The following is a 15,417-nucleotide window of genomic DNA, read 5'->3' as shown; positions in this document are numbered from 1 at the left end:
TGTCTCCCGATTATCGCAGTTTTATATTAGCTGTAGAATTTCTTCCATTAGTATAAATGATTCATTGGCAAAATAACAATAAAACTATTAATGTCTCAGTTGTTAGAGACTATGAAGATTATTAGTAATTTGAATAAGCTTATGCAAAATTTGAATCAAAATCAAAGATTATATTGGTCATTATCAAAGCCATTAAAATATATGGGCTTAAGTTTAGATGAGTGGGGGATCACTTTAGTAGGTGTAGTACCTGGTATAATATTGCTTAATAGTGGTAATGCTAAGCTAGGCTTAGCATGCATGATAGTTGGTATTGCTTTATGTTATGCATTTAAGAAGTTTAAGCGTGTTTCAGAATATTTTTTACTAAAAAGCTTTTTAGTAGCAAAGAAGTGGTTGCCTGCTCCTGCAGGTTACCCTCTATTACTTGGTAAAATAGTAGGAAAATAATGGATCAGTTATTTAAACAAGCATCAATTCAGCAACTAGTTAGATATAACAAACATTTATTATTAGTAACTGTATTGCTGGCAGTTACTAGTTTACTTGCAACAATTAAGCTAATAAGTAAAGAAGAAAAATGGTTATTAATTCCAGCCATAGAGCCAGATCGTCGCATGATAGTATCATCAAAAAATTATCATGAAACTTACTTGCAGGAATGGGCAATATTTGTGATGAAAGGTTTATTTACCACTTCACCAGAAGAGGTAGAAAGACAGATAGCTGATATGCAAGTAGTCTCTAGCAGTACAGAACAGTTAGATAAATTTTTTCAAGAACATTTACAATTTGTTAAGGGTTCTAATGTGTCTTCTGTTTTTTTCTGCAAAAAAGCAAAAATAACTGATGATGGAGTATTAATTCAAGGGACGTTTCGTTATTGGTTTGGTGAGAATAAGCATATTGCAGCTGATAAGACTTATCTTTTAACTTATAAGCGAGGTGCTAATCACCTATTATTACTTACTGGCATTAAGGAAGAAACTAATCAGAGAGAAATATGACTATCAACAAGCAAAATAATATAGTGGTCAAGTCAATGATTAAGCAATATCTAGTTTTTTCTATAATGTTATTATTATCAAATTTTTGGTTTAATAATGCTTATGCGATAGGTTATATGTTACATAATGATTCCTTGTTAGAATTACAGATAGCTAAAGATGCACCCACTAGGATTAATATAGAAGGAGAAAAGATTAATGATATTTTTATTCACCCTAAGGAAGCAGTTGAAGTAGTAATACATGGTTCAGGTTGTTTATTTATTTTACCACAAGTTGGTAATAGTAAGGTGTATTTAACCTTGATCGGTGAAAACGGTACGGTGCAAGATGTAATATTACGTTTTGCTAGCAAGAGTCCAAGTCCTGTAAGGCTTATCAAGTATGACTTAAATCAAGATTTAACTAACATAAAAGAGGAGAAAGATGTACATAAACAAGCATCTAAGACTAAGTAATACCAATTGCAATAATTAACACAGTGGTGTAAAATGGGTTTTTAACTGATAAAGGTACTCAAATGGCTAGGTTAATATTACCACAAGGTTTTCATGGTCATGATTTTATAAAAATGATGAAACATGAGCCGCATGGTCGAAATCGTATACGTTTATTGGCGATGTATCACCTTCAATTAGGCAAATCTTTAAAAGCCATATCTGAAATAGTGAAGTCACACTGGAAAACTGTGCAATCATGGCTCAGAAGATTTAGGAATCATGGTTTTGAAGGATTATTTGAATCACAAAGAAGCGGCGCCCCTAGGAAGATTAACACTATACAAGAGTCTGCTCTTTTTGATAAAATCAATACGCTCAGTGAAAGTAAAACTGGTGGGTATATAACTGGAAAGGAGCTACATATCATGTTACTTGAGGAATATGGTGCTAAATGCGCTTTAAAAACAGTCTACAATACTATGCACCGCCTTGGTTTTAGCTGGATTACTTCTCGTTCAATGCATCCAAAGTCAAATCAAGAGACTCAAAATACATATAAAAAAACTTCCCAGACATGTTAACAAAATTATTACCAAAAAATATCGATAGATGTAAAGTTGATATATGGTCTCAGGATGAAACTCGAGTTGGGCAACAAGGTAGCTTAACTCGTATATGGGCTAAGCGTGGCACTAGACCCCGTAAAGTTCGGCAACAGCAATTCATTTCAACATATATTTATGGAGCTGCTTGCCATGATACAGGAGAAGCTTTTGCATTAATTTTACCATATGCAAACACACAGGCAATGAATAAATTCTTAGAAGAGCTTTCTCGCAGTATTCAAGGCAACCGACATATAGCTTTACTAACGGATAATGCAGGTTGGCACACAGCCAAAAAACTAACTGTGCCAAGCAATATCACTTTGATACCGCTTCCGCCCTATGCACCGGAACTTAATGCAATGGAACAAGTTTGGGAATGGATCAAAAATCATTTCTTGTCTAACCAATGTTATGGTGTATATGAAGATATCGTCACTATGGCTTGTTACGCTTGGAATCAATTTGCTCATAATGTAGATTTAGTAAAATCAATTATGTATAGAGACTGGATAAACACACCGTGTTAATTATTGCAATTGGTATAATACAAAAATAATCAATAACAACCAGTACAAAACGTCAACTACTGAAAAATTTAATGAATTTATTATATTTGTAATATTGATGGTAGTTTGTGCTTATATTTTTTTGCCAGAAATGGTGTTGGCAGCTAGTTTAGAAGGACAATTAGATCGGATTGGTGGACTCTCTAGCGGTAAAGTCAAAACTATTGGTATATCAGGAGCAACTATCCTATCGTCTATTTGGGCAGTAGCAAGAGGTAATATTAGGCTAGCAGGAGTTATTGTCGCTATTGGTATTATACTAGGATTTTACTTAGAGTGGGTCTCTAGTGGTATGAAGATTAATTAAGCATAAATCAAGTAAGATAAATAACTGCACAAAAGGTATAAAAAGTTAGTAAAGTCTTGAAGTAAGATAAGTAATGATGAAAGAAAATCAGCAACTAAGTGACAGACAGGAAAAGATAGAGGGTAAATTAGCTGATAGTAAGTTATCATCTGAGTATAATAAAAGATTGTCAGAATTTATAAATATCGTTAACAAACAACCTATAATTTCCTTGTCCTGTATAGGAATAATAACCATCTTAATATTTTATTGTGTTTCTGAACATAAAGTAGAGAATCTAGCAATCCTTGAAAAAGATCGTAAGTCACGAGCTGAGATCTCTGGAATAGAGAAGGCAGTAGATCCAAGAGCAAAATGGACAGAAGAAGTGTTAAATGAAGTAAAAGATATGAAAAATCGTTTAGAGAGTTTAATAGAAAATAAATATTTAGAAACTAAAAATAAAATTGATGATGTTCAGCAAAAATTGGAATTATTAGAAAGTAAACCTAACGAGGAGACTATATTATATGATGGTAATAGTTTTAATAATAATCAGCAAGTACAAGATTTAACAAATGAGCAACATGAACAAATAATAACAGATTTACCAGCAAAAAGGCAATTTGGATATGTTAAAAGAGCTGGATGTCAAGTAAAAAAAGATGTTAAGGATTATATCACCACTGGCAGTTTTGCTAGGGGAGTCTTACTAACTGGAGCAGTAGTAGGTACTGGTACTAATAATGCTGCAGCCCCTGAACCAATAATGCTTAGGTTAGTCGATACAGCTATTTTTTCGAAAGGCAATAAGACAGAGCAAATAAAGGAGGCTATTCTCATCGGTTCTTGTAGTGGAGATATTTCATCAGAAAGGGCTAAATGTCGCTTAGAAACTGTCTCACTGCTAAACCGTAACACGTCAGTTCGGGATAAGATATAGATGAAATAGTAATAGATAAAAGGATTGTCAAAAAGGAGTGCCTGCAGTATTTATATTTTTAAACAAAAAAACAAACTACAGGCATGAAAAAAGATATCACAGAATTATATAGTTTTATAGATGATTTTTGTAAAATTTATTTGGAGTATGAACAGAGAAAGTTATTACCATCAAATAAGCAAAGAAATCGCTGTTGTAGCATGAGTCTAAGTGAAATGTTAACAATAATAATTATGTTTCATACATCCTATGCTAAGAATTTTAAATTTTTCTATAAAAGTTATATAGAGTGCATGCATAAGGATGATTTTCCCAAAGCCTTGAGTTATAATAGATTTGTTGAATTAATGGCACGATTATTCATACCGCTAAATATGTTGATTCATTTGTTGTTTGGTGAGGAAACAGGTATTTATTTTATTGACTCTACAACGATTAAAGCTTGTCACAATAAAAGGCGTTATAGCAATAAAGTTTTTAAAGGATTAGCCAAACATAGTAAATCCTCTATGGGGTATTTTTATGGTTTTAAATTACATGTAATAATCAATAATAAAGGGGAGTTTATGGCATTAAAAGTGACCAAAGGCAATGTAGATGATAGGGTTCCAGTACCGGAGTTAACAAAAAGATTAACTGGAATTATAGCAGCTGATAAAGGTTATATTAAGCAAAATTTGTTCTTAAATTTATATGAAAGAGGCTTAAAAATGATTCATGGAATTAAGAAGAATATGGAAAATAAATTAATGGATTTGAAAGAAAAAATCTTACTTCGAAAGCGTAACTTAATTGAAACAGTTTTTGATTATCTAAAAAATAAAATGAACCTTGAACATACTAGACATAGATCACCAATAAATGCCTTTGTCCATATATTATCTACTCTTGTTGCTTACTCATTAAAGAAAAATAAACCTTCAACAAAATTTGATTTTAATCTACATGTTCACAATATCCTTATCCCGAATTGACGTGTAAACATCAAAAAGCAATAGAAAACTATAATTTAGCTATTAAGTATAAAGCTGATTTTGCAGAAAGCTATTTAGAAAAAGGCATATCTTTAAGCAATTTAAGAAAACACCAGGAAGCTAAAGAAAACTTAGCTTTAGCTCTTAAATATAAACCTAATCTTATAGAAGAATATGAAAAAATAATTATAGGTTTACGGCAATTAGGTAACAATCGTATGGCTGATGAATTTGAACAGAAATTAAAGATATTAAAAGATAATTTATAAACTCTTAACCCTAATGAGCTATCAAAATCATAATCAAAATAACTTTACTCGAGGCTCACAAATCTTTGCTCATCAATTGAGAATGTTTGGACAAGGAAGTATAAATGCTGTTATGGTCGGGTTAGTACTAACTATCAGTTGGCTAATATGGCGTATATATCAGAAATTATCCTTAATTAGTTTTTATTATTTTATAATAGAGCGTTATGTTCAGTTCAAACTTGCAGTAGGACAATATTTTTATCCTGTTAATCAAATAGGTATCAAATTCTATTATTTAGAACAAAAAGCTTGGGTTTATCGTAATGCTCAAAGCTTCATTGATAAGTTCTGGTATGTTACACCTCACGGAGCAAGGATTGAGAAAATTGGACAATTTTTATCACACTCAGCTTGGTTAGAAGGAATAATTATCTTTACTATCGGGGTAATAACTTCCATAATCTTCTTTATCTACCAAGGCAAAAAAACAATTAGTAAAGATAAAATTAGAGGAGCAGATTTTGTAGAAGCTAAAATGTTGACTAAAATTCTGCATCAAAATAATAAAGCATCAAAAATTAAACTTGCTGGTCTGCCGTTAGTTAAAAATAGTGAGAGGCAACATATTCTAATTACTGGAACTACCGGCAGTGGTAAAACTAATTTGCTAAATGAGTTACTACCACAAATTAGAAGACAACAAGATAGAGCCATTATTGTTGATCTGACCGGTAGTTTTGTTGATAGATTTTTTGACTCTAGTTGTGATAAATTACTTAACCCCTTTGCAGATTGTACAGAGCATTGGCTGCCTTGGAATGATTGTTATGAGATTGCTGATTTTGATAATATAGCAAGTAGTTTTAGCGGCTATAATCCTAGGTTAGATGATTTTTTTGCTAAGAATGCCGAGCTAGTCTTAGCTGAAGGATTAAAACTATATCAAGATAGTAAAGATATAAAAAAGCTAATTAATAGCATTATTTATTCAGATAATAAACAATTTGCTAGAATTTTTAAAAATACTGCAGTAGCAGGTATAATAAGTAATAATGCACCCGAGACATCTTCCGGTATTCAAGCAACTATTGGTAAAAATATTGCTGCTCTACAACATTTAAAGCCTAATGGTAATTTTAGTATTAGAAGATGGTTTAGTGATCCACTTGAAACAGGTTGGTTATTTATAACTAGCACGCCTAATCAAAGAGTAACATTACGTCCATTAATTGCTTCGTGGATAAGTATTGCTATTAAAGCTCTAATGGATAGGAATACCAGTGGTAATAACAATATGTGGTTTATTTTAGATGAGCTACCAGCCTTACAAAAAATATCCGCTTTGCCAATTGCTTTAGCTGAAGCACGTAAATATGGCGGATGTTTTGTTGCTGGTATGCAGAACATTTACCAGCTAGAGGAAATATATGGTTTTGCCGGCAGTAGTTCGATGCTTGATTTATTTAGTAGTAAGTTTATTTTTCGAGTTAGTGACCAACAAACAGCCCATAGAACCGCTTTAATGCTTGGTGAGCAGGAAATCATTGAGCCACAAGAAAATCTTTCTTATGGCTCTAACACTATGCGTGATGGAGTAAATATGAATAATATAGAGAAAAGAAAATTATTAGTAATGCCATCTGAAATTATGAATCTACCAGACCTTACTTGTTATGTTAGGCTTGCTGGTAATATTCCTATTACTAAACTAACAATGAATTTGCAAACTCACTAAAATGTCAAAGATATTTTAAAGCGTTTTTAGAGGGGGTAAATGGCTTTATGTAACAAAAAAGTATATAAAAAGGGGAAATTACACTATAACCCCTTTCTAAACAGCTAATTTGGGTTTATTTTTCCTGAGCAAGAGATTGAATAAAAGATTTGCTAAGACCAGTTACAGCAGAAATAAAAGCAACATCAGAGCCTTGAGCTAACATTTTCTTTGCTATTTCTGTTTTTACTCTGATATTTTCTTCAGCTTTACCTTCAGCTTTACCTTCAGCTTTACCAACCTGGATGCCTTTAGCTTCACCGATCTGGATACCTTGGACTATACCTTTTTCTATACCCTCATCAATATATTTCTCAGCAATAGTTCTCATAATATTCCCCTCTTCTGTTGCAGTTAAATGACTCGCTATTAGCCTCTCTAGCTCTTGTTGCTTACCTTCTTCTATCTTAGCCTCACTATACCATAAAAACGATCTTATGTAAATATAGCCTGTTGACTTATCTATACTAATATAGGATTTAAAATTTGTTAAAAGTTCATCCCACACCTTCAATATATCTCGCTGCTGTACATATTTCATCATATATTCTAACATGCCAAAATGTTGCTTCTGCTTTATCTCATCATCAGACATTGATTGTAAATCTATTAGCTTATAATCCTCACACATCAATTGCTTTGCAAGTTTGGGATCGCTAAATAATTCAAACAAATTCTTTGGCACATTAAATCTTCTAGTACCATGATAAAACACCATTGGTACTATCAACGGTATTTTATTTCTACCTTTTTTATGTCTTTCAGCTAATAGCAACATATATTTCCATAATTTGAGTGCCATCCAATATTTTGGTCTTATCTCCGCCTCAATCAACACATACACAAAGGCTTGCTCATTATCTTTAGTCTTAACAGAATAGACTAAATCACTAAGAGCTCTTTTTAGGTCATCCTCAACAAATGATTCTTTCTCTATTGTTATTTTGGTTAAATCAACTATTTCCTTAACCTCTTCTGGTAAATAATGCTCCAAAAATTCTTGGGCTGCTATTTGATTGACCATTATCTTTTTAAACAATGCATCATGTTTTAGTTGTTTTGACATATTCTTAATTAGTTAATTATTATTATTTTTAATATAACCTATATAGTACCTTTAACTATTATTCCTTGATTTTTCTGCGTCTCTGCTGCATTTTGTAATTCACGTTAATTCGGGATAAGGATTAGTAAAAATAGCAGACATATATACACTACGAAGAGCAATTAATGTATGAATTCACAGAAATGCAATTTATACATATCCAAAATCTTGTATTAGTTATAGCTAAAGCATTTTTACTAATCCTTATCCCGAATTAACGTAATTCATGTTTTATTTCCTTACCTATTACTGATTGTGGATTAATATATTGCATCACTTGTTTATCTTTGCCTATGGCAGCTAAGTAATCTTCTGGTACTGGATAGCTTTTACCTTTAAAATCATCTATTACTATATCACAAAATTTAATAGCACTAAGATTATAATTAGGGTCAAACTTATTTTTCATTATTTGTAAATCTTGTGTTATTTTCTGCTCAATAGCTTTAGAACAACTATTTTTGCTATAGATAATAAAAGATTCTATACCTTTTTCCTTATATATCTGTAAGGCTGTACCTATATTCTCTTTGGTAGTAAATCTTTCCAATGATTTTATCTGCTGTTGAAACTGCTGTAACATATTATTATTTGCTGATTTTCCAAGTTCTAGTTCTATATATTTGATTTGTGATTGATTATTATCAGCCTCACTATTGTCAATTGGTTTCAATGACTCAGTAAATTTAGTTGTTTTTTCGTTTAGTGTTTCATTTATTGTTAATTTTGCTATTTCAGGTTCTATAAGATTTTTAATAGATTCTACTCCTTTAGTTTTGAGCATATCGTTAAAATCCCCTATATCTTGGGGCATTATTACCGATATTACTGCCCCTTTATTTGCTAATTGTTCTTTAGCTTTAGTGGCAATATTAACTGATATGCTACTTTGTCCATCATTATCAGCCGCAATAATTATCTTCTCGCCTGTTGTAGGCTGATAATTCTTGATATTATTTATACCTAAGCTACAGATGATTTTACCTTTAATACCTGCTTCCTGCAAGCTTAGAGCTGTTTCTACTCCTTCTGCTATAATTGTTATATTATTCCTTAACTTATTCTTCTGTTGATTATCTTGTTGAATTTCCACAAAAGAACCACTAATTTTACCAAATGAACGTTTATTAACAGCAATATCAGCTTTAGCACCTGTTTCTTTATTTAAATAGATCGATTGTCCACCAGTGATTTTACCTTCTTTATCTCGTGCAAAGGCAATTAAGGCTGGATAATATTGTTTGGTTTCATTATCCCACATCATGTTAGTTTTAAGGTCTCCGCTTAATTGAAAATTTTCTAGTATTATCTCAATTCCACGGTGCTTACCTAAATATTGTCTAGCTACATTATTATTGGTAGAATATAGTACTGAGCTTGATTTTTCATATAATCCTTCCGCTTGTTTTATCTTAGCTATTATTCTGTCTTGTTCTTGTTGATTTTGGGTTTTAGCTTGCCTGTAAGACTTATCTGCTAGTAGGTCTTGTTTATTGACAGTTGACATACCAACTATTTCTTGCAAATATTTCTTGGCTTCGACAAAGTTACATTTTCTTTCTCTTTGTACTAAGGTAAATAAATCTCCACCCTCATCTTTACTAAAATCATACCATATCCCAGCTTTGCTACCTCTAATCTTCATTACTATTTTACCATCTTTCTCCCAGCGTAATATATAATTATTGGATAAAAGCTCATTTGGTCTACCAAGAAGACTATGTGCTATGTCTTCAACTTTGAAAGATAGTAGTTGCTTCAATTTTAAACTTTCTTGCTTGTTAATAAAATCATAATTAATGTTATTTGTCATATTTTTATTTTTTATATTATCCTGAGTAAAAGTGTAATTTATCATAGTATCTTCTTGTAACTTAGTATTTATTCTTCGCTCTTCTTGCCATTGATTATTTTGAGCAAGATTCATGCTAGTCTGCTGCAAAACTTCTACTACTTTAACAGGTGACTCTGCTGTTACTGTCGGTTGATAATATTGCCTATTATTATGCAATCTATCCTCTATGTCATTAGCTATATATTTAAACCAATTACCTAGTTTATTGATAATAGTAGGATTCTTATCTTCATGCATTTTGTTTAAATCTTCTAAAGTTTTAAAATGCATACTTGCTAACCTATTATCTATCCTAGCAAGTTGTGATATTAAATTTGCCATATTTCTTGTAGCTTGTCTATTACAGTACAGCTTTACTTGTTCTACATGCCTGGTCATCTCAACATAGGAGTTCCGAACATTACCAGCTAGATTATGTAAGACATATACATCTTTGATAGATGCTGCTTGAGCTTTAAAGACTGTAGAAGCGTAGCCGTGTTTAAAACTGATCTTTTCTGGATTAAATGCTATTTCTTTGCCTTGATCTGTTTTAGCGACAAACTTATTGTCACTTACTGAAACTAGAGTAGCAAATTCACCATTTTCTATTTGCAGCTCTTTGTCAGTAGCTTTAAATAAAATACGATCTCCTAACATATAATCTTCATATTGCTTATCTGATTTTGAGTCTAGAATAAAGCGACGATATTCTTTGCCTGTCAGTATGCCACTTACTTTTAATAATTCTCTTATTCCTTGATTAATACTATCTACTTCTTGGTTACCTACAGTAATTATTAAACGTTCTTGTAGATTAAATCTGCTACTATTACAATCATTAATTAATCTTGCCATTGATTCTTCCAAAGTATGATCAATCTTTAATCCATTATGCCTCTCTAACAACAACAGCCCAGCTGCAATATCTGACTTAGCAAAACATAAAGCCATTTCTCTTGCCCACTGCTGGCTTTGTCTTCTAATATCACTGAGTACATATGAACCAAATGTACTGGCAAATATTTCAAACATTCCACCTCGTTCGATTGAGGTTAGTTGCTTCTCATCTCCTGCTAATATTACATTACAATTAGAGCTTCTTGCTATCTTAAATAATTCTAAGTAATCACTATTACTTACCATGCCTGCTTCATCTACTACTAGTAAACTATTATTTGGCAGAGTAATTTTACCATTGTACAATTTAAATAAAAATCCCTTTACCGTGTAACATTGTTGATAACCCTTACTTTTTAGCTCTGATACAGCTTTATGAGTAGGGCTAAGCCCTATAATATTTTGTCCATGGTGAGTAACAAGTTTATAGGCAGTAGCCAGTATTTGTGATTTACCAGTACCAGCTCTACCACGCAGTATTCTTACCCCTTTAATTGTAAGTAAACTATGTTGTAGTGCTTCTCTCTGAGATTCGCTAATGTTAGAAAGTTTTGCTATCTCTTCTTTTAAATTGGCTATATTACCGACTATATGATAATTGATATTATCATGAATTTTATTAGCTATTCTAAGTAAACGCGTTTCTTCCTCTCGAACGTCGCAAGTAGTGTAATATTTAGTATCTTTGCCATCTTCATTATATAGTTTTACTAACCTGTCTGAATTTAATACGCCTTGAATTAATTTTTGCTTTTCCTCTTTCCCTTGAATTTCTTTAACCGCTCTTACTACATCTTGTTTACTAAAAATAGCTTGATGTCTTATACCAATTGCAATAATTAACGCAGTGGTGTAAAATGGGTTTTTAACTGATAAAGGTACTCAAATGGCTAGGTTAATATTACCACAAGGTTTTCATGGTCATGATTTTATAAAAATGATGAAACATGAGCCGCATGGTCGAAATCGTATACGTTTATTGGCGATGTATCACCTTCAATTAGGCAAATCTTTAAAAGCCATATCTGAAATAGTGAAGTCACACTGGAAAACTGTGCAATCATGGCTCAGAAGATTTAGGAATCATGGTTTTGAAGGATTATTTGAATCACAAAGAAGCGGCGCCCCTAGGAAGATTAACACTATACAAGAGTCTGCTCTTTTTGATAAAATCAATACGCTCAGTGAAAGTAAAACTGGTGGGTATATAACTGGAAAGGAGCTACATATCATGTTACTTGAGGAATATGGTGCTAAATGCGCTTTAAAAACAGTCTACAATACTATGCACCGCCTTGGTTTTAGCTGGATTACTTCTCGTTCAATGCATCCAAAGTCAAATCAAGAGACTCAAAATACATATAAAAAAACTTCCCAGACATGTTAACAAAATTATTACCAAAAAATATCGATAGATGTAAAGTTGATATATGGTCTCAGGATGAAACTCGAGTTGGGCAACAAGGTAGCTTAACTCGTATATGGGCTAAGCGTGGCACTAGACCCCGTAAAGTTCGGCAACAGCAATTCATTTCAACATATATTTATGGAGCTGCTTGCCATGATACAGGAGAAGCTTTTGCATTAATTTTACCATATGCAAACACACAGGCAATGAATAAATTCTTAGAAGAGCTTTCTCGCAGTATTCAAGGCAACCGACATATAGCTTTACTAACGGATAATGCAGGTTGGCACACAGCCAAAAAACTAACTGTGCCAAGCAATATCACTTTGATACCGCTTCCGCCCTATGCACCGGAACTTAATGCAATGGAACAAGTTTGGGAATGGATCAAAAATCATTTCTTGTCTAACCAATGTTATGGTGTATATGAAGATATCGTCACTATGGCTTGTTACGCTTGGAATCAATTTGCTCATAATGTAGATTTAGTAAAATCAATTATGTATAGAGACTGGATAAACACACCGTGTTAATTATTGCAATTGGTATTATAATACGATTTAATACCCCTTCACTATCTTTAATAATTTTTAGATGAGCTAGCTTGCATAGCTCATTTTGCTCTGCTATTTCATTAATGATACCTCTCATTCTCACAGGACCAAGATGTTGTTGTGGCATCATGCTTATTGAATCCACTCTATTTTCTAAACCTAATTTAGCAAAATATCTGTTCATTACTTCTTTGGCTCTTTGATGAATCATCTGTGATTCTGGAATAATAAATGCTTTCCCTTTAACTTTTTTAAATTCGGGATTTAAATCTACTGCTTTTGCTCCTAAACTCTTACCGTCTTCTGTAAATCTCCTAGTAGTAACAAGCAGATGAGCATGCCAATTTCGTTCTCCATTATGGGGTTTATGTATATCTACTTGCACTCCTAAACCATTTTTTACCCATGCCATCTCTTCTATTATTTCATGGGTAATGGCTATTCTATCTTGTAAATCTAGTTCCTTATCATCAGGCAAGGCTATAACAACATCTTTTAATAACTGGCTATTTTTTCTTTTTTCTGCACGCTCTACCTCATTCATCAATATTTCAGGGTCTTTAAATCTTCCATCTACATAGCTAGGTAGTAAAACTGTATGATATACGTTATCTCCTTTTCTGGCAAAATTATAAGTAACATTAGTCTGATGATCTTTAATAATCATCCTAGCATTATAAGCAGCTTTACAACAGCTATTTCCTCCTGAGCTTCTACTTACTATCTCGATCCCGGCAAATTGTATCGCCATAATTCTTTACTGTTCATTATCTCAATCTTGCATTACATTACCATGCTAATTTTAAATCATCGAGTAGAATCTAGATCAAATGAACCAGCAAAAAAAAAGCAATAAACTTTAGTTTATATATTGCGTAGTGCGACACGATGGCACTAAAATAAAGTCTGCAAGTATATTGCGGCTAGGTTGCATTTAGACCTAATTACTATTATTGCGGTGCAAGGTTGGTAACGATCTTGTGCTAAGCGCAATAAGAAGCCTAACTAAATTACTAATCTGGATGGGAAATAGGGGCAAGGTAAAGTTAAAATTGGTTAAACGAAAGTGAATCTTTGTTTGGAAAATATCGTAAATATAAAAGTAGATACTCCAGATAACATCTATTATAGGGATAAAGTTGAAAAGCTTAACTGTAAGAAGGCATACGCGACCTTCTTTAAAAATGCCAGTTCCCCGGTATAAAGAAGATAACCAACTTAACGCATCTTTAATTAGTGAAACGTGGTAAGCCTATTACTTGACAACTTGTAGTAGGTAAGAGAGGTCTTAAAAAGCTAATGACACTAAGCTGAAAGGCTACAGGAATAAATAACTGGGTGTATAGGCACTATGTGCTAATCAGAAATGATGCTGACTTGAGACTGGTGATTTACCCTAAGTAAGTAAACAAGATTATGAATTATATTGGAAAAGTTAGATGCAAAACGCAAATGTAACAATTAAGACCGATAATAATAACTTTGAGAAAATTTATTGGCATGCAATAAATTGGCAAGAAGTTAATAAAAAGGTTAATAATCTTCGTAGACGTATCTATAGGGCATCTGCAAATGGTAACATGAAATTAGTACGTAGTTTACAGAAATTGATGTTGAAATCAAGAACAAATAAATTACTTGCTATAAGACGTGTTACCCAAATCAATAAAGGGAAGAAAAGTCCTGGTATTGATAAAATAGTTGTTAATACAGATAAAGAAAGAAATTTGTTAATGGAAAAGTTAGCAAATAATAATCTATCATCTGTTAAACCGATCAAGCGTGTGTATATTCCCAAACGAAAAGGCAAACTTAGACCTTTAGGTTTACCTATTATTTTACGTCAATTCGGGATAAGGATATTGTGAACATGTAGATTAAAATCAAATTTTGTTGAAGGTTTATTTTTCTTTAATGAGTAAGCAACAAGAGTAGATAATATATGGACAAAGGCATTTATTGGTGATCTATGTCTAGTATGTTCAAGGTTCATTTTATTTTTTAGATAATCAAAAACTGTTTCAATTAAGTTACGCTTTCGAAGTAAGATTTTTTCTTTCAAATCCATTAATTTATTTTCCATATTCTTCTTAATTCCATGAATCATTTTTAAGCCTCTTTCATATAAATTTAAGAACAAATTTTGCTTAATATAACCTTTATCAGCTGCTATAATTCCAGTTAATCTTTTTGTTAACTCCGGTACTGGAACCCTATCATCTACATTGCCTTTGGTCACTTTTAATGCCATAAACTCCCCTTTATTATTGATTATTACATGTAATTTAAAACCATAAAAATACCCCATAGAGGATTTACTATGTTTGGCTAATCCTTTAAAAACTTTATTGCTATAACGCCTTTTATTGTGACAAGCTTTAATCGTTGTAGAGTCAATAAAATAAATACCTGTTTCCTCACCAAACAACAAATGAATCAACATATTTAGCGGTATGAATAATCGTGCCATTAATTCAACAAATCTATTATAACTCAAGGCTTTGGGAAAATCATCCTTATGCATGCACTCTATATAACTTTTATAGAAAAATTTAAAATTCTTAGCATAGGATGTATGAAACATAATTATTATTGTTAACATTTCACTTAGACTCATGCTACAACAGCGATTTCTTTGCTTATTTGATGGTAATAACTTTCTCTGTTCATACTCCAAATAAATTTTACAAAAATCATCTATAAAACTATATAATTCTGTGATATCTTTTTTCATGCCTGTAGTTTGTTTTTTTGTTTAAAAATATAA

Annotated in this window: 14 protein-coding genes and 3 pseudogenes; 13 read left to right on the top strand and 4 right to left on the bottom strand. The window is 32.1% G+C overall.

What is annotated here, in order from left to right:
- The first annotated feature begins 141 nt into the window (after positions 1–141).
- The 10 genes and pseudogenes from NBW66_RS05595 to NBW66_RS05550 all read left to right on the top strand — a co-directional run bounded on the left by NBW66_RS05595 (position 142) and on the right by NBW66_RS05550 (position 6,810).
- Positions 142–450 carry a hypothetical protein gene (locus NBW66_RS05595; RefSeq protein WP_410525851.1) on the top strand — a complete coding sequence of 103 codons (309 nt, stop codon included), beginning with the start codon at positions 142–144 and terminating at the stop codon, positions 448–450.
- Positions 450–1,007, top strand: a complete 558-nt coding sequence (locus tag NBW66_RS05590; RefSeq protein ID WP_250311972.1) for a type IV conjugative transfer system protein TraE — start codon at positions 450–452, stop codon at positions 1,005–1,007. Before NBW66_RS05595 ends, NBW66_RS05590 begins: the two co-directional genes overlap by 1 nt.
- Positions 1,004–1,465: a hypothetical protein gene (locus NBW66_RS05585; RefSeq protein ID WP_250311971.1), complete on the top strand. Its 462-nt coding sequence runs from the start codon at positions 1,004–1,006 to the stop codon at positions 1,463–1,465. Before NBW66_RS05590 ends, NBW66_RS05585 begins: the two co-directional genes overlap by 4 nt.
- A gap of 62 nt (positions 1,466–1,527) precedes the next feature.
- Positions 1,528–2,028: a helix-turn-helix domain-containing protein gene (locus NBW66_RS05580; protein ID WP_250310542.1), complete on the top strand. Its 501-nt coding sequence runs from the start codon at positions 1,528–1,530 to the stop codon at positions 2,026–2,028.
- Complete coding sequence (locus tag NBW66_RS05575) at positions 2,022–2,582, top strand: IS630 family transposase (protein WP_250310543.1); 561 nt, start codon at positions 2,022–2,024, stop codon at positions 2,580–2,582. The genes NBW66_RS05580 and NBW66_RS05575 overlap by 7 nt, the downstream gene beginning before the upstream one ends.
- A gap of 127 nt (positions 2,583–2,709) precedes the next feature.
- Positions 2,710–2,928: pseudogene (locus NBW66_RS05570) on the top strand (hypothetical protein); the annotation flags it as partial.
- A gap of 73 nt (positions 2,929–3,001) precedes the next feature.
- Positions 3,002–3,850 carry a TraB/TrbI/VirB10 family type IV secretion system protein gene (locus NBW66_RS05565; protein ID WP_250311970.1) on the top strand — a complete coding sequence of 283 codons (849 nt, stop codon included), beginning with the start codon at positions 3,002–3,004 and terminating at the stop codon, positions 3,848–3,850.
- Positions 3,851–3,933: 83 nt separating this feature from the next.
- Positions 3,934–4,824, top strand: a complete 891-nt coding sequence (locus tag NBW66_RS05560) for an IS982 family transposase (RefSeq protein ID WP_250310582.1) — start codon at positions 3,934–3,936, stop codon at positions 4,822–4,824.
- A complete protein-coding gene (locus tag NBW66_RS05555; protein ID WP_250311969.1) occupies positions 4,821–5,093 on the top strand; it encodes a hypothetical protein in 273 nt (90 codons plus the stop codon). The genes NBW66_RS05560 and NBW66_RS05555 overlap by 4 nt, the downstream gene beginning before the upstream one ends.
- Before the next feature lie 13 nt (positions 5,094–5,106).
- Complete coding sequence (locus tag NBW66_RS05550; RefSeq protein WP_250311968.1) at positions 5,107–6,810, top strand: type IV secretion system DNA-binding domain-containing protein; 1,704 nt, start codon at positions 5,107–5,109, stop codon at positions 6,808–6,810.
- Between the two features lie 115 nt (positions 6,811–6,925).
- Here the strand turns inward: NBW66_RS05550 and NBW66_RS05545 are convergent, their stop codons facing one another.
- Together NBW66_RS05545 and NBW66_RS05540 are read right to left on the bottom strand one after the other, a co-directional pair.
- A complete protein-coding gene (locus NBW66_RS05545; protein ID WP_250311967.1) occupies positions 6,926–7,915 on the bottom strand; it encodes an Rpn family recombination-promoting nuclease/putative transposase in 990 nt (329 codons plus the stop codon).
- 253 nt (positions 7,916–8,168) lie between these two features.
- Positions 8,169–11,513: pseudogene (locus NBW66_RS05540) on the bottom strand (AAA family ATPase); the annotation flags it as partial.
- 61 nt (positions 11,514–11,574) lie between these two features.
- Here NBW66_RS05540 and NBW66_RS05535 point away from each other — a divergent pair.
- Positions 11,575–12,075 (top strand): helix-turn-helix domain-containing protein, encoded by a 501-nt coding sequence (locus NBW66_RS05535; RefSeq protein ID WP_250310542.1) that lies wholly within the window; start codon positions 11,575–11,577, stop codon positions 12,073–12,075.
- The gene (locus tag NBW66_RS05530; RefSeq protein ID WP_250310543.1) at positions 12,069–12,629 is read left to right on the top strand and encodes an IS630 family transposase; all 561 of its coding nucleotides are present in this window, start codon (positions 12,069–12,071) and stop codon (positions 12,627–12,629) included. Before NBW66_RS05535 ends, NBW66_RS05530 begins: the two co-directional genes overlap by 7 nt.
- A 16-nt stretch (positions 12,630–12,645) precedes the next feature.
- On the opposite strand, the pseudogene NBW66_RS05525 reads toward NBW66_RS05530, so the two are convergent.
- Positions 12,646–13,401: pseudogene (locus tag NBW66_RS05525) on the bottom strand (MobA/MobL family protein); the annotation flags it as partial.
- Positions 13,402–14,089: 688 nt separating this feature from the next.
- On the opposite strand from NBW66_RS05525, the gene NBW66_RS05520 reads away from it, so the two are divergent.
- Positions 14,090–14,518 (top strand): reverse transcriptase N-terminal domain-containing protein, encoded by a 429-nt coding sequence (locus tag NBW66_RS05520; protein WP_250311966.1) that lies wholly within the window; start codon positions 14,090–14,092, stop codon positions 14,516–14,518.
- Here the strand turns inward: NBW66_RS05520 and NBW66_RS05515 are convergent.
- Positions 14,494–15,384, bottom strand: coding sequence for an IS982 family transposase (locus NBW66_RS05515; RefSeq protein ID WP_250310582.1), 891 nt, complete (start codon positions 15,382–15,384; stop codon positions 14,494–14,496). The two genes, NBW66_RS05520 and NBW66_RS05515, sit on opposite strands and share 25 nt — an antisense overlap.
- Positions 15,385–15,417 lie beyond the last annotated feature (33 nt).

The sequence above is a fragment of the Rickettsia endosymbiont of Oedothorax gibbosus genome (assembly GCF_936269705.1).
GTDB lineage: Bacteria > Pseudomonadota > Alphaproteobacteria > Rickettsiales > Rickettsiaceae > Tisiphia.
This window is presented reverse-complemented; position numbering and strand designations above follow the sequence as displayed.

Bases quoted from the DNA above. Each gene is read 5' to 3' on its own strand.
- NBW66_RS05595 (WP_410525851.1), top strand. From the start codon at position 142: ATGCAAAATTTGAATCAAAATCAAAGATTATATTGGTCATTATCAAAG.
- NBW66_RS05575 (WP_250310543.1), top strand. From the start codon at position 2,022: ATGTTAACAAAATTATTACCAAAAAATATCGATAGATGTAAAGTTGAT.
- NBW66_RS05520 (WP_250311966.1), top strand. From the start codon at position 14,090: ATGCAAAACGCAAATGTAACAATTAAGACCGATAATAATAACTTTGAG.
- NBW66_RS05565 (WP_250311970.1), top strand. From the start codon at position 3,002: ATGATGAAAGAAAATCAGCAACTAAGTGACAGACAGGAAAAGATAGAG.
- NBW66_RS05590 (WP_250311972.1), top strand. From the start codon at position 450: ATGGATCAGTTATTTAAACAAGCATCAATTCAGCAACTAGTTAGATAT.
- NBW66_RS05545 (WP_250311967.1), bottom strand. From the start codon at position 7,915: ATGTCAAAACAACTAAAACATGATGCATTGTTTAAAAAGATAATGGTC.
- NBW66_RS05550 (WP_250311968.1), top strand. From the start codon at position 5,107: ATGAGCTATCAAAATCATAATCAAAATAACTTTACTCGAGGCTCACAA.
- NBW66_RS05535 (WP_250310542.1), top strand. From the start codon at position 11,575: ATGGCTAGGTTAATATTACCACAAGGTTTTCATGGTCATGATTTTATA.
- NBW66_RS05530 (WP_250310543.1), top strand. From the start codon at position 12,069: ATGTTAACAAAATTATTACCAAAAAATATCGATAGATGTAAAGTTGAT.
- NBW66_RS05585 (WP_250311971.1), top strand. From the start codon at position 1,004: ATGACTATCAACAAGCAAAATAATATAGTGGTCAAGTCAATGATTAAG.
- NBW66_RS05560 (WP_250310582.1), top strand. From the start codon at position 3,934: ATGAAAAAAGATATCACAGAATTATATAGTTTTATAGATGATTTTTGT.
- NBW66_RS05580 (WP_250310542.1), top strand. From the start codon at position 1,528: ATGGCTAGGTTAATATTACCACAAGGTTTTCATGGTCATGATTTTATA.
- NBW66_RS05515 (WP_250310582.1), bottom strand. From the start codon at position 15,384: ATGAAAAAAGATATCACAGAATTATATAGTTTTATAGATGATTTTTGT.